Genomic DNA, 14,912 nt, shown 5'->3' with positions numbered 1-14,912 from the left:
TTTTAGGTACAAGGTTAGCGCTTCGAAGATCTAATCTGTAATTGCGAGACCTGCACTTTTGTGCTATAAAGGATGAGAGAATAAGATCATTCCGGCTTGCGAAGTCGTATGAAGCGATGAAGGAGTTGTTAGATTTAATATGTCCATCGAAATGAATACACAAGAAGTCATCAACGTGATTAAAAACAGCAAGAAAAAGACGCCTGTTAAAGTATATGTAAAAGGGGCTTTGGCTTCCGCATCTTTTGGCGAGAACGTTCAAGCTTTTATTTCTGGAGACAGCGGTGTGGTATTTGGTGATTGGGCCGATATCAAGCCGGTACTGGATAGCGCAAATGCTAAAGAAGAAGATTATGTAGTGGAAAATGACCGCCGTAACTCCGCTGTTCCTATGCTGGATCTGAAAGGCATTAATGCACGCATTGAGCCAGGCGCCTATATCCGCGATATGGTAGGCATCGGTAACAACGCAGTCATTATGATGGGTGCAGTAATTAACATTGGCGTTACGATTGGTGAAGGCACCATGATTGATATGAATGCTGTACTTGGCGGTCGTGTTAAAGTAGGCAACATGTGCCACATCGGTGCAGGCGTTGTCCTTGCAGGTGTCATTGAGCCACCTTCCGCACAGCCCGTTATCGTAGAAGACGAAGTATTGATCGGTGCGAACTCGGTTGTACTGGAAGGCGTACGCATTGGTAAAGGTGCAGTTGTCGCAGCCGGAGCGGTTGTAACTGAAGATGTGCCTCCATACTCCGTAGTAGCGGGCACACCTGCACGTGTAATCAAACAGGTCGATGACAAGACCAAATCCAAAACTGAGATTTTGAAAGAACTGCGCGTTCTGTAAGAAGGCAAAGTTTTTTATGTACCAAAGGTGAACGATTCCTTGTCAGGAGCATGATAGACTGACAGCATAACATAGGGACGAAGCACAACGGACAAGGCTCGGCGGCTGCGCCGGGCTTTTGTCCTTTTATTCTTTTGCCAGATAAGAGCTGATGAGCTATAAAGAGGAGGCGTAGCAGCAAAATGAGTACAGCCGATTATCGTTCTTTTGTTCAAATACGAAGGGATCTGCATCAAATACCTGAACCAGGGTTTGAGGAATATAAAACACAACGATACTTGCTGAACTACTTGGAAACGCTCCCTCAGGAGCGGCTGGAGATTCGTACATGGCGTACGGGCGTGTTAGTATTCATTCATGGAACGGCTCCTGAGCGCCGTTATGGATATCGTTGTGATATGGATGGTTTACCGATTGAGGAAGAGACGGGTTACGATTTCCGTTCGACCCATCCTGGCTACATGCATGCTTGTGGACACGACTTACATATGACGATTGGATTGGGAATTGTGACTCACTTTGCGAGCCATCCGATTAAGGATGATCTGGTCGTGTTGTTTCAACCAGCTGAGGAAGGACCTGGTGGGGCCTTGCCTATGCGGAACAGCACGGAGCTGGCCGACTGGATGCCGGATGAAATTGTCGCATTGCATGTTGCACCAGAATATCCTGTAGGCACGATTGCCACTCGCCCGGGCATCCTATTTGCTAATACATCGGAGCTTTTCATCGACCTCAAGGGTACGGGGGGACATGCGGCGTATCCACACAAGGCGAATGATATGGTAGTAGCTGCTTGCCAGTTGGTAGGACAATTACAGACGGTGGTAGCCCGTAATGTGAATCCACTGGATGCAGCGGTCATTACCGTTGGCAAGGTTAGTGGAGGCACGAAGCAAAATATCATCGCGGAAACCGCTCGTTTGGAAGGTACAATCCGTACGCTGTCTGCCGATACGATGACGCTGGTTAAATCGCGGATTGAGGCGCTGGTGCGCGGTGTGGAAGCTGGGTTTGAATGTCAGGCGGAGATTCATTATGGCTCCAATTATTTGCAAGTGTACAATGAAGCCAAGGTGACTGAGGAATTCATGAAATGGGTTAGTAATCGGCAGGATGTGCAGCTTGTTGAATGCGGAGAAGCAATGACGGGAGAGGACTTCGGGTATTTCCTGGAGCGAATTCCCGGTCTGATGTTCTGGCTTGGCGTGGATACGCCTTATGGCTTGCATCATGCCAAGCTGGAGCCTGCAGAGGAAGCCATTGAGGTAGCCATCCGCGTGCTGACAGACTATTTTACATGGAAGTCTCAGGGTGAATGATACAGCCTGAATAATTATGTTTAATGAAGAGAATGTAATGGAATGAAGTCGAATTTTTGAAGGAGGGTGTTATGGGAGAGCAAACCATCATCCGATTTGAGCGGGTGACCAAACAATATGACAACGATCCCCCAGTGCTGGCGGATGTCAGCTTTGAGATTGAGCGTGGTAAATTTTATACACTGCTGGGCCCTTCCGGTTGTGGCAAAACGACAATTTTGCGTATGATTGCAGGTTTTGCAGAGCCGACAGAAGGCTCTATTTATTTGAATGATAAACTCATTAATCGTGTTCCGGCTAATGAGCGGCAGGTCAATACGGTTTTTCAGGATTATGCGCTATTTCCACATCTGAACGTGTTTGAAAATGTCGCCTTTGGTCTGCGAATCAAAAAGATGAACAAAAAGGACATTCAGGAAAAGGTTACACAGGCGTTGTCCTTTGTCAATCTGGAAGGCTACGGTGAACGGGAAATTTCCGAGATGTCCGGGGGGCAGCGTCAGCGTGTAGCGATTGCACGGGCTATCGTCAATGAGCCTGATGTTCTCTTACTGGATGAACCTTTGTCGGCACTGGATTTAAAGCTGCGGACAGAAATGCAGTATATTTTGCGTGAAATGCAGCAGCGCCTGGGAATCACTTTTATATTCGTTACGCATGATCAGGAGGAAGCGCTGGCCATGTCAGACGAAATTTTTGTCATGAACAAAGGCAAGATTGAGCAGAGCGGCACGCCAAATGATATCTATGATGAGCCGATTAATCGATTTGTGGCTGACTTTATTGGCGAATCGAATATTGTTCCTGGACGTATGATCGCGGATTATCAAGTGGAATTTAACGGTCGACAGTTTGAATGTGTTGACGGAGGATTACGTCCGAACGAACCGATTGAAATTGTGATCCGGCCCGAGGATTTGGAGATTACGAGTGTTGCTGAAGGCAAGCTGCGGGTAAAGGTGGATACTCAATTGTTCCGTGGGGTTCACTATGAAATAAGCTGCTATGATGATTCAGGACAGGAATGGCTCGTGCATTCTACCAAAAAGGCGGAGCTGGGAAGTGAAATCGGCCTGAAATTTGACCCGGAAGCCATTCATGTCATGCGCTTTGGGGAGACAGAGGAAGAATTCGATCGGCGTCTGGAAGCCTATGAAGAGGTAGATCAGCATGTCCGGTAATACAAGAGCAGCGTATCTGCTGCCTTACTATTTATGGATTGTGCTGTTCGTGGCGGCGCCAGTTGTCCTTGTATTTTACTATTCACTGTTTGATGTGGATGGTCATCTCACATTCAGCAACTACGCTCAGTTTCTGACACCTGTTTACTTAAGCATGACGCTTAGCTCGTTTTGGTATGCATTTCTGATTACGGTATGTTCACTGCTCGTGGCGTATCCGGCGGCCTATTTACTTACTCGCACCAAGCATAAGCAGCTGTGGCTGTTGCTCATTATTTTGCCAACCTGGATTAACTTGTTGCTCAAAACGTATGCCTTTATTGGCATTTTCGGAACCTATGGTCCGGTGAATGCGGTGCTAGGAATGGTTGGGTTGGGTGGTCAGCAAATATTGTTTACCAGCTCCAGCTTTGTGTTTGTATCTGTGTATATTTTTGTGCCTTTTATGATTTTGCCCATCTTTAACGCGTTGGAAGGCTTGAATCCTTCACTGCTGGACGCAGCCCGTGATTTGGGAGCCTCCAAATGGACCGCGTTTCGCAGGGTTATTTTCCCGTTAACACTTTCGGGTGTGCGATCCGGCTGTATGGCTGTGTTTATTCCAGCGCTGTCGCTGTTTATGATTACCCGTCTGATTGCGGGTAACCGTGTGATTACGCTGGGAACGGCGATAGAGCAGCATTTTCTGGTTACTCAGGACTGGGGTATGGGCTCTACAGTTGCTGTGTTCCTGATTTTGGCGATGGCGATCATTATGCTGCTCACCTCGCGAACGAAACGGAGGGTGCGGCATGGCAAATAAAAACCGATTCGGAAATATTTATTTGGTGATTGTTTTTCTCGTGTTGTATGCACCTATCTTGTATTTGATGTACTATTCCTTCAACAGCGGCGGGACCATGCACGAGTTTGAAGGCTTTACACTTCAATATTACAAAGAGGTGTTCGCAGACACCCGTTTGATCATTATTGTCATTAACACTTTGGTAATTGCTTTGCTGTCGTCTGCATTGGCTACGATAATTGGGATCATGGGTGCGCTGGCTATTCATCAGATGCAGAACCGTCGAGTCAAAAATACGCTGCTGTCGCTCAACAATGTACTAATCGTGAACCCGGACGTTATTATTGGCGCTTCCTTCCTCATTTTGTTCACGATGGTTGGGATTAAGCTGGGTTTTTACTCTGTTTTGTTATCCCATATTGCGTTTAGTGTGCCGATTGCGGTCATTATGATTTTGCCACGGCTTCAGGAAATGAGTCCATCTCTGGTCGATGCCGCGCGTGATTTGGGTGCCAGCCGGCTGGATGTGCTAACCAAGGTGATTTTGCCCTTTATCAAGCCAGGAATTTATGCAGGCTTTTTTATGGCGTTAACGTACTCGCTGGATGATTTTGCGGTGACCTTTTTTGTGACTGGCAGTGGCTATTCGACCTTATCAGTGGAAATATACTCACGTGCCCGTCAAGGGGTTTCCTTGTCCATCAATGCGCTGTCCACGCTCATATTCCTGTTTACTGTGCTGCTGGTGGTGGGCTACTACTTTATCATGCGCAAGGCGAATCGTAATAGTAAAAAAGAGCCTGCGGCGGAAATGGGGGTGCCTAGATGAAGTCGCTTGTGCGCGTGTTTCTGTCCATTTTCATTATCTCGTTTGGCCTGATGGGCGTGGCAGCGTGGCTGAACTCCAGCCAAGGCTACTCCGGTGGTAACACACTGACGGTGTACAACTGGGGAGACTACATTGATCCTGAGCTGCTGGAACAGTTTCAGAAGGAGACGGGCATTACCGTCATTTATCAAACATTTGATTCCAATGAAGCGATGCTGACGAAAATCGAGCAGGGGGGAACTTCGTTTGATGTAGCGGTTCCCTCGGAATATGCGTTGGCTAAAATGAAGCAGGAGCATCTGTTGCTCCCATTGGACCACAGCAAACTGCCGAATTTGAAGCATGTAGATGCTCATTATCTAAACCTTTCGTTTGATCCGAATAACCAATATTCGGTTCCGTATTTTTGGGGTACAGTCGGGATTGTCTTTAACCCGGAGCTAACGAAGGGCATTGATTTTCATAGCTGGGATGGCCTATGGGACCCGAAGCTGCGTAATAATCTGTTGCTAGTTGATGGAGCTAGGGAGATTATGGGCATGTCGCTGAACAGTCTCCACTATTCCTTGAATGATACGAACCAGGCGCATTTGCAGCAAACTTTGACGAAGCTGGAGAAGCTAGCACCCAATGTCAAGGCAGTGGTTGGCGATGAGATTAAAATGCTGCTGGCCAACGAGGAAGCTGCTGCTGGAGTTGTATGGTCCGGTGATGCTTCCGAAATCATGGATCAGAATGATAAGCTGGATTACGTCGTGCCAGATGAAGGGTCCAACCTGTGGTTCGATAATATAGTTATTCCAAAAACGGCCACCCATGTGGACGCGGCTCATAAATTTATCAATTTTATGATGCAGCCCGATGTAGCCGCTCAAAATGCCGAGTTTGTAGGTTACTCCACGCCAAACAAGGATGCAAAGAAATTGCTGCCTGGGGATATTTCTGGCGATGAGCGTTTCTATCCTCCATCTGAAATTACAGATAAGCTGGAAGTATACAACAATCTGGGTAAGCGAATGCTCGCTCACTATAATGAATTGTTCCTGCAATTCAAAATGCATTTAAAGTAGGGGAGTGGCGTTGTGGATCAGGGAATGGTGCTTTAGAGGCCGCTGCGGAGGCGGATGGTGCTTACCATCGCTGTTAAATTCCGATTTTTATGATTGAATATGTAAAGGTGAAAATCGGAATTTTAAGGCGACCGCTTCGCTTGTCCAGCACCATTCCGCCCCCTCCGCTGTGACGTGCTTAAAGCCACGTACCTATGAATCCCTCACGCCGACGGTGAGGGAGTAGGGGAAGAGTGAAAAGGCCCTTGAACCACCAACGTAGGTGGTTCAAGGGCCTTTTTTTGTGTACTCACCGCGCGAAGCGGTAAGTAATGTCTTTAACCCTACCACTTCACATACCTTAGAAAATTGTGGGACTTTAAGGCGGGCAGCGAGCGAAGCGGGCCAATTGAATCTGGAGAAGCGGCAGCGTTCGCCTTTGCTGAGGGATTCTTACCTATAAATGTTTTATACAATTAAAGAATCCCGCAGCAACAGCGATTGGAAGATCAAATGGACTGCGTAGCGCCCCTAACCACCTTAACCTCTCACAATTCCTTTAACAAACCTCTCTATTTTATCCAACCCTTGCTCCAGTACATCCTGTCCGTAGGCGTAAGATAAGCGAATGTAGCCTTCCCCATAGGAAGAAAAGGCATCTCCCGGCACGACAGCCACTCCTTGCTCTTCCAGCAGCTTCAATGTGAATTCCATCGAGCTTAATCCAAAATGGGCGATGGAAGGGAAGAAATAGAAGGCTCCTTCGGGCTTCTCCAGTGGAATTCCCATATCAGCCAGTCTTCCGTGTACATAGTCACGACGTTTGCGGTACTCATCGCGCATCGGAAGTGCATCATCCACCCCAGCGGTCAGGGCTTCTAGTGCTGCATATTGGCTAATTGAGCTAGCACAGGTCACGTTGTATTGATGCACTTTGACCATGTGCTGTGTGATTTCAGCAGGTGCAAGTGTAAAACCAATGCGCCATCCTGTCATGGAATGTGATTTGGACAGTCCGTTAATGACGATGGTGCGCTCCCGCAAACCTGGAAGAGTCGCAATAGATACGTGCGATGTATCATAAATCAGTTCGCTGTATATTTCATCCGAAATGATAAACAGGTCGCGTTCCTTGAGCAAATCTGCGACTGCTTCCAGCTCTTCGCGGCTCATTACTCGTCCGGTTGGATTCGAAGGATACCCGAGAATGACTGCTTTTGTCCGCTCAGTCAGATAAGGCTCTAGTACCTCGGCCGTTAGCTTGAAGCCGCTGTTGCGGGTGTCAGCCAACACTGGAATGCCACCTGACAAACGGATCAATGGTTCATATCCTGGGTAGATCGGCACAGGTAGAATGACTTCGTCTCCGGGTGACAAAATCGTGCGCAGGGTAATATCCAGCGCTTCACTGGCTCCGTTCGTCACGATAACCTCATCCTGTCCTCGGTAATTCAGGCCGTATTTGCGATCTACAAACGCTGCTGCGGCTTCGCGTAATTCCGGTAGTCCCGGATTAGGTGTATACGTGGTCCGACCTTCATCAATCGCCCGATGGGCAGCTTCCATAATGTGTACAGGGGTGGGGAAATCTGGCTGCCCAATCGTTAATGACAGAGTTCCGGGTAATGCGGCAACTTTATTGGCGATTTTGCGGATGCCACTGATTTGAATATTTTTAACCTGATCGTTAAGCAAATGCTCCATAGTGTGTAATGCCACCTTTTTCTGTATTAGAACAAGTTTACAATAATATGATCTGATTATGCTACGGCAAGAAGAATTCATTTTACATAATTCAGGTACTAAATTGGCTAATTTGTGGTATCTTAAATATAGGGTATGTTTGTAAGCGTAATCATAAAGGAAATGGGAGTGATCAAAGCCAATTGACTTAACGATCACAGAACTAGATAAATGTCAGATTGATTGACTTTATAGGATAGTTAAGTTATCTTTTGTGGGGAAGTAGTATGATAAAGTAGAATGAAGAGGTGAGATGTCGTGGGAGTAACAGCTAAACAAATTTTTGTGAATTTACCAGTTAAAAACCTGCAACACTCCATTGATTTTTTCACTTCCATCGGATTTGAATTCAATGCTCAGTTCACGGATGAACATGCAACCTGCATGGTTGTTAGTGAACATATTTTTGTCATGCTGTTGGTTGAAGAACGTTTTAAAGCGTTCACTTCCAAGGAAATTTCAGATGCCACGAAAAGCACAGAAGCGATTGTTGCCCTATCGGTGGAGAGCCGAGAAAAGGTGGATGAGATCGTCCACAAAGCTTTGAAAGCAGGCGGCAAACCCTCCAATGAGCCTCAAGATCATGGTTTTATGTATGGCTGGAGTTTTCAGGATTTGGATGGTCATCTATGGGAGTTCTTTTATATGGCAGAGCAGTCATAGAAGTAAGGGTGATTAAGCAAACAAAGTATCATGGAAAGTAATCTATCCTAAAAGGATAGTTTACTTTCTTTCTTGCATGTGATTGAACTTATCAGGAGGAATTACAATGTCTAACGAAGTGAGAATATACTCTGTTCAAGTGCTCAGCGAAGTATTGTCAGATTCACTAAGCCGGCTGTTGATCGACGTGGTTGCTGATGGTGCATCTATAGGTTTCTTACCGCCACTGGGGTATCAGGAGGCAGCAGCTTATTGGAACAGTGTGCTTGAGGACGGTGTAGTTCTGTGGATTGCCGAGAAGGACGGAATACCTGTTGGGACGGTTCAGCTTCAGTTGGCTCAAAAAGCGAACGCTATACATCGTGCAGAAATTGCAAAGCTTATGGTGCATCCGTCCGGACGCAGGCTTGGGATCGCACGACAGTTAATGAAGGCAGCCGAAGAAGAGGCAGTGCGTCATAACAGAACCCTACTGGTGCTGGATACGCGGGTGGGAGATCCTTCTAATAGATTATATGAGTCGATCGGGTTTGTGGAAGCTGGTGTTATTCCGAACTACGCTCAATCAGCCGATGGTCAGCTGCACGCCACTCGATATTATTATAAGCCATTAAATTCGTATTCCAGTCATAGCTGAGCATTTGCCGAATAACCGTGGTATTTGCGGGTAATCATAACTTGTCATAGGATTACATAACCTTTTTCCGCGTTTATTCGACTGGTAAAGCACGGGAATCGGAACGTATAATGAAGAGGAAGTCAGAAAAGATCTTTTTATGTCATTTGACTGTACTGAATTGAAGAACGTAGCAAACACAGCGGAGGAATCAAAGAATATGAGGCTGGAGCATGATTTTTTAGGAACCAAGGAAGTGCCGTCAGATGCTTATTACGGTGTACAAACTCTAAGAGCAAAAGAAAATTTTCCAATTACAGGCCAACGATTGCATCCTGAGTTGATTAAAGCCATGGCGATCGTAAAAAAGGGAGCAGCGACGGTAAACATGGAACTAACCCGTTTACATCGCCCCAAAGCAGAGGCCATTATTCAGGCTGCTGACGAGATTATTCAAGGACAGTTGCATGATCATTTTATCGTCGATCCGATTCAGGGCGGCGCAGGCACGTCCATTAATATGAATACAAATGAAGTGATTGCAAACAGGGCGCTGGAGCTGATCGGTAAGCAGCGAGGAGACTATCAGGAGATCAGTCCTAATAATCACGTTAATATGGCGCAATCGACGAACGATGCTTTTCCTACGGCTGTACATTTGGCTGTATTAAGTATGATTGATAAGCTGTTAGTCACCATGAGTGAGCTTCAGGAAGCTTTTTCCCGCAAGGCCACTGAGTTTGATAGTGTGATTAAAATGGGTAGAACCCACTTGCAGGATGCAGTGCCGATCCGATTAGGGCAGGAGTTTCAGGCTTATGCTCGTGTGCTGGGCCGTGATATCGGACGTGTTCGTGCAACCAAAGATCACCTGCTAACCATTAATATGGGTGCAACTGCAGTGGGTACCGGCCTGAATGCAGACCGTCGTTATATTCAGCGTGTCGCTGAGGTACTGGCTGAGGTTAGTGGCTTTCCTGTGGAAGCAGACGAAAACCTCGTAGATGCCACACAAAATACGGATGCCTATACTGAAGTGTCCGCTGCCTTGAAAATTTGTATGATGAATATGTCCAAGGTGGCCAATGACATCCGTTTGATGGCTTCTGGACCACGCGCTGGTCTGGGAGAACTGAGTCTGCCTGCTCGTCAACCAGGATCATCCATTATGCCGGGCAAGGTAAATCCAGTGATGTGTGAAGTCATTAATCAAATTGCCTTTCAGGTCATTGGTAATGATCATACAATCTGCTTGGCTTCGGAGGCAGGCCAACTGGAGCTGAACGTGATGGAGCCTGTACTTGTCTACAATTTGCTGCAATCGCTGGAAATTATGAAGCAGGGCTTCCACGTTTTCCGTGTTCATTGTGTGGAAGGAATTGAAGCAAATGTGGAGCGGTGCCGTGAATATGTGGAGAACAGTGTAGGTATTATTACAGCGCTCAATCCGCACCTCGGATATGAGGTCGTATCACGCATTGCCCGCGAAGCAATTACGACTGGCAAATCGGTACGTGAGCTGTGTCTGCTATATAATGTACTGACTGAGGAAGAATTGGACATTATATTGGACCCGTACCAAATGACTCAGCCTGGTATTGCCGGAGAATCTTTGCTGAATCGTGAATAATATTGCGGAGTTTAGAATGTAGGCAACTTTGAGATAAAATGAAGGCAGCCCCGTCGAATTCGGCGGGGTTGCTTTTGTGTAAAACCGTGTCAGTGTGATAGGTAGTAACGGTAACCCTACTAAGGAATATACCGCTTGCATGCCTGCTGTAGAAAAGGGGAAGAGGAATGCTGCTGGAGCAATTATCGGCGTATAAGGAATTAGGAATAGGACTTATTGTATTACTATTACTGCTTGTGCTCATCATCAGGGGAATGATACGTGGTCGTCGGAATCGGATTTTACGTGATCTGGACCCGCGTAAAATCGGAATTCAGGATATAGATCGTATGGAGGACGGCTCAGAATTTGAGCTTTATTTGCAGCGGCTATTATCCGCGCTTGGCTATAAGGACATTTATAAAACAACCAACAGTCGCGATTTTGGAGCAGATCTGGTATTTACAGACCGTGAAGGCGCCAGAGTCGTAATTCAGGCCAAGCGTTATGCTGTACAACATCCGGTCGGCTTGGGTGCGGTGCAGGAAATTTACACCTCTATGCGTTATTATGCAGCCGACAAGTCTATTGTTATCACCTCCGGACGTTACACGGAATCCTGTAAAACACTTGCTGCTGTCAACGGGGTTAAATTATTGGACCGCAATGATTTGGAAGACATGATTGATTTGTTCAAGTCAAAGCGCCGCGAGGAGGTTATGGATGTAATAGAAAGTAGGGCAGAGGTGATCGCTTCCAAATGGAGTGAAAAATAATTATAAAAGGGACTGAACTACTGGCGGCAAGCTTGAAGCCTAGTAATCAGTCCCTTTTATTATTGAATATGATGCTGCTCTTATACCGTTATCATTAGATGCCTGTCCAGACATCCTTGGCATAGCGTTTATCCTGTTGGAGCTGCTCCAACCATTGCTGCGCTTCTTCTTTACTTGTATGGTGTACATCCGCATAGGCCGCACAGAGCGTGTCTTCAACGTCGGGGGCCATCCGGCTACCGTCGCCGCATACATACAAATGCGCTCCTTCATCAAGCAAGTGAATCAGAGTGTCTGCATCTTCATTCATGACATGCTGTACATACCTTTTGGGTTGACCAGGCAGACGTGAAAAGGCTGTATGAACCGTAACGATTCCTTCCTGCTCCCAGGCCTCCAGCTCTTGCTTGTATAGATAATCGAGCTTTGGATCACGGCAGCCATAGTATAGATGCGCCTCGCCGAGTTGTTCTCCTCTCTCCTTAAGCACATGGCGTGTTTGGAGAAATCCGCGGAATGGAGCAATACCAGTCCCTGGACCGACCATGATCACAGGCACGGTCGGGTCTTCCGGCAAACGGAAGCCAGACTGAGGCTTTCGCACAAAAATGACAACCGGATCATCTGGTTGGAGCTGTGCCAAATAATTGGAGGCGATACCGAGATATTCGCCCTTTCCGCTACGGGCTGGTCCACGCACGACGCTCACGGTTATACTCGCTGAATTCTCCGACTCAAGCGGAGAACTGGAGATGGAGTAGTATCTAGGCTTGAGTGGTGGTAACAGCGAGATGAAGTTTTCAAATGGCAGCTCGCAGGCTGGATACTTCTCCAGAATATCCAGCATCGTGACGCGCTTCTTTCGTATCTCTTGATCGAAAGTAGTATCCTCGAGCAAAGCTTCGATTTCTTTCTTATGCGGTGGACACACTGTAAAGGATGCCAGTTGCCTTAGCTGGGCTCTGGTTGCCGATTCTTGCAGTTCCACACTGAGAGTGAGCAAATCTCCTACGCTGACAGGCCGATCCAAGGGGAGATGCGCCGCATCCCGGTCACTGCCTTTTAATACGATGTAGTCCTGATCCTGTAACTTAAAGCGTTGCATCACCCTATTAACCAGCGAAGCAGGATTACGCGGCAAAACACCAAGATGATCACCCTCGCGATAGGACAATCCGGTTGGTAATTGGATCTCCAGATGTCGTGTACTGCGTTCACTTTCAGCAGCGTGCAGTTCACGATTCGCGGTAACAACGGCAGTAGCTGCCTCATAGTTGGCCGCCAGCGGAGCGCTTAGTACATCGCTTACAAACTCTATGCTCAGACTGCTGGTGTCCTGCGGTTCTGTATCGCTGTGCTCTATTCCGAAGGCATTTAGCAATTCCGGCCATAAGCCATGGTTCCAGTCTTCCCAATCCTTCTCGAAGTCACCACTGGCGTCGCCTTCACCCCGGTCATACAGTCGCTTTGCCCCTTTGGCAGCCATTAGCTCATCGATCTTTCTTGGAATGCGCTGATACGTGCTGGCCCAATTCCGGTCACCGCAACCAAAGACAGCATACCTTATGCCTGCCAATTGTCCCTCGTCTACCTGCTTCAACCATTCTACGAAGGCATCTGCATTATCTGGCGGATGCCCGTTATAAGATGCGGTCGTAATAAGTACCACGCCTTCTTTAGGCAAATGGTCCACACGATCATTTAGAGTTGCAATGCTACTGTTGAAACCCCAATTCCGGCCTAAATCGGCTAGTTCACCTGCAAGTCCCTCAGCTGTACCCAGATTCGAGCCGTACAAAGATAGCAAAGATGTATCATGCTTTTCGGCATGGGGGGCTGCAACTTTTTGTTCCTCTTTTTCATGAAGTTCTTGAGTGGCACCTGGCAGCATGACGGTAGTCTGTGTGCTGCGCGGACGTACTTGAATGGTGAAGCCCTCAGGCTTGAGTGTGAGCGTTTCTTTGACTTTCAACTCATAATGAGTATGGTCAATCAGCTCAAAATGTTTCAGTACCATACCCAGCACAAGGGTGGCCTCCTGTAAGGCAAACTGTTGTCCGATACAGGCCCGTTGACCGTTGCCAAACGGTTTGTAGGCATCTTGCGGAATGGCGGATGGGTCCTCAAAGCGTTCGGGTCTAAATTCCTCAACATCTTCACCCCAAGCCTCGGTATCACGGTGCAGTTTCGGGATGAGTACATTGACACTGTCGCCTTTTTTAAGCGGATAGGTTCCGTCGAGCAGCGTATCTTCTTTGGCGAAGAGAGAAAAGGCGGGAGCTGTTGGCCACAGCCGCAGGGCTTCATTCAGTATCATCCTTATGTACTTGAGTTCACGCACCTGAGTATAGGAAGGCAGCGAATCGGTGAGCACGCGATCTACTTCTTCATAGGCTTTGGTTAGTGTTCGTGGATTTTTAAGCAAATAGTAAATGGCAAAGGATAAAAGTCCACTGGTCGTTTCATGACCGGCGATGAGAAAGGTAATGATCTGATAGCGGATATTTTCATCATCCAGCGTTTCACCTGTTTCCGGGTCCTTGCCTTCCAGCATACGTGCCAGTAAATCCTCTTCACCTTGGTTGCCCGTGGTTTTGCGTTCTTGAATAATGCTGTCCACCAGAGAGAACATCGTTTCGATGTCGTGTTTAAACTGTTTTTTCTTCGATAACATCAGCTTGTTTTGCAAATTGAGACGTTGCAACTGACCCATTGCTTCATCCAGTGCGCGTGTCATACTGGTCACGAACGGATGGGGCTGGTCGCGGTAAAAGCTGTTAAAACGATAATTAAAGCCGCATAACCCGATAGTATCCAAAGTCAGGCGGGTCATATCCTCCGGTACCTCTACACTTTCATCTGGATTGAGCCGAGACCATTTCTGCACCAGCTGAACAGCAAGATCAAGCATCATATTGTGGTAACCCTTCATGGCCCGCTGACTAAAGCTTGGCAGCAATATTTGATGGGCCTTGCGCCAGTTCGGCTCCTCAGTCCAGCTTGTGAATAGTCCATCTCCGGCAAAAGCTCGTACTTTTTGTAAGGGAGCCCACACCTGTTTGTCGAAACGGGATTCATCACAAGCATCTGCGACCAGCTTATGACCGGAAATATAAATGTTCGTTCCTTCAGGCAGATCCATGCGAAATATGGGACCGTACTCATTGGCAAGCTTAACCAGCGACTGGACAGGGGCATGGGTATCGATCAAGGGCAGATTTCCTAAGGGACCGTATGTTTTAGGCTGCGGAATTGAATTTGTTGAAGTCATTCTAAATCTAGCTCCTTTCAGTTTCAACATAGAGTGATGGTTGAAGGGGGTTCCTACGTTTACCATAAAAATTACACTTTATTCTTTCCGGATAAACGAAATAAATAATTTTAGACAGTTCGTACAATAAAAGCAGTACGAAAAGAGACGCTTATTACATGTAGAAGAAGATGAACCCATTGTCATTATCCATTTACAATGAATTTACAGAAAAAT

12 protein-coding genes are annotated in these 14,912 nt (G+C 47.0%); 10 read left to right on the top strand and 2 right to left on the bottom strand.

Going from position 1 to position 14,912, the window contains the following annotated elements; genetic code table 11:
• Positions 1-139: 139 nt before the first annotated feature.
• From dapD to C400_RS0122125, 6 genes are all read left to right on the top strand, one after another.
• Positions 140-853, top strand: a complete 714-nt coding sequence (gene dapD, locus C400_RS0122150) for a 2,3,4,5-tetrahydropyridine-2,6-dicarboxylate N-acetyltransferase (RefSeq protein WP_013372273.1) — start codon at positions 140-142, stop codon at positions 851-853.
• Between the two features lie 182 nt (positions 854-1,035).
• Entirely contained in the window at positions 1,036-2,175 is a 1,140-nt protein-coding gene (locus C400_RS0122145; protein ID WP_017428239.1) for an N-acetyldiaminopimelate deacetylase, read from the top strand.
• A gap of 71 nt (positions 2,176-2,246) precedes the next feature.
• A complete protein-coding gene (locus C400_RS0122140) occupies positions 2,247-3,356 on the top strand; it encodes an ABC transporter ATP-binding protein (protein ID WP_016821693.1) in 1,110 nt (369 codons plus the stop codon).
• Positions 3,346-4,158: an ABC transporter permease gene (locus C400_RS0122135; RefSeq protein ID WP_017428238.1), complete on the top strand. Its 813-nt coding sequence runs from the start codon at positions 3,346-3,348 to the stop codon at positions 4,156-4,158. Before C400_RS0122140 ends, C400_RS0122135 begins: the two co-directional genes overlap by 11 nt.
• Complete coding sequence (locus C400_RS0122130; protein ID WP_017428237.1) at positions 4,148-4,969, top strand: ABC transporter permease; 822 nt, start codon at positions 4,148-4,150, stop codon at positions 4,967-4,969. The genes C400_RS0122135 and C400_RS0122130 overlap by 11 nt, the downstream gene beginning before the upstream one ends.
• Positions 4,966-6,039, top strand: coding sequence for an ABC transporter substrate-binding protein (locus C400_RS0122125; protein WP_017428236.1), 1,074 nt, complete (start codon positions 4,966-4,968; stop codon positions 6,037-6,039). The genes C400_RS0122130 and C400_RS0122125 overlap by 4 nt, the downstream gene beginning before the upstream one ends.
• Before the next feature lie 519 nt (positions 6,040-6,558).
• On the opposite strand, the gene C400_RS0122115 is transcribed toward C400_RS0122125, so the two are convergent.
• Complete coding sequence (locus tag C400_RS0122115; protein WP_017428235.1) at positions 6,559-7,722, bottom strand: aminotransferase A; 1,164 nt, start codon at positions 7,720-7,722, stop codon at positions 6,559-6,561.
• A gap of 297 nt (positions 7,723-8,019) precedes the next feature.
• Here C400_RS0122115 and C400_RS0122110 point away from each other — a divergent pair, with 297 nt between their 5' ends.
• From C400_RS0122110 to C400_RS0122095, 4 genes are all read left to right on the top strand, one after another.
• The gene (locus C400_RS0122110; RefSeq protein ID WP_017428234.1) at positions 8,020-8,424 is read left to right on the top strand and encodes a VOC family protein; all 405 of its coding nucleotides are present in this window, start codon (positions 8,020-8,022) and stop codon (positions 8,422-8,424) included.
• A 106-nt stretch (positions 8,425-8,530) separates the two neighbouring features.
• Complete coding sequence (locus C400_RS0122105; RefSeq protein WP_017428233.1) at positions 8,531-9,061, top strand: GNAT family N-acetyltransferase; 531 nt, start codon at positions 8,531-8,533, stop codon at positions 9,059-9,061.
• A gap of 199 nt (positions 9,062-9,260) precedes the next feature.
• Positions 9,261-10,670 carry an aspartate ammonia-lyase gene (gene aspA, locus C400_RS0122100; RefSeq protein ID WP_016821686.1) on the top strand — a complete coding sequence of 470 codons (1,410 nt, stop codon included), beginning with the start codon at positions 9,261-9,263 and terminating at the stop codon, positions 10,668-10,670.
• A 167-nt stretch (positions 10,671-10,837) separates the two neighbouring features.
• Entirely contained in the window at positions 10,838-11,425 is a 588-nt protein-coding gene (locus C400_RS0122095; protein ID WP_017428232.1) for a restriction endonuclease, read from the top strand.
• Between the two features lie 94 nt (positions 11,426-11,519).
• Here C400_RS0122095 and C400_RS0122090 read toward each other — a convergent pair whose 3' ends face one another.
• Positions 11,520-14,696: a bifunctional cytochrome P450/NADPH--P450 reductase gene (locus C400_RS0122090; protein ID WP_017428231.1), complete on the bottom strand. Its 3,177-nt coding sequence runs from the start codon at positions 14,694-14,696 to the stop codon at positions 11,520-11,522.
• Positions 14,697-14,912 lie beyond the last annotated feature (216 nt).

The organism is Paenibacillus sp. ICGEB2008 (assembly GCF_000307675.1).
GTDB classification, from domain to species: Bacteria; Bacillota; Bacilli; order Paenibacillales; family Paenibacillaceae; genus Paenibacillus; species Paenibacillus polymyxa.
The sequence above is the reverse complement of the archived record's forward strand: the minus strand, read 5'-3'. Positions and strand labels throughout refer to the sequence as shown.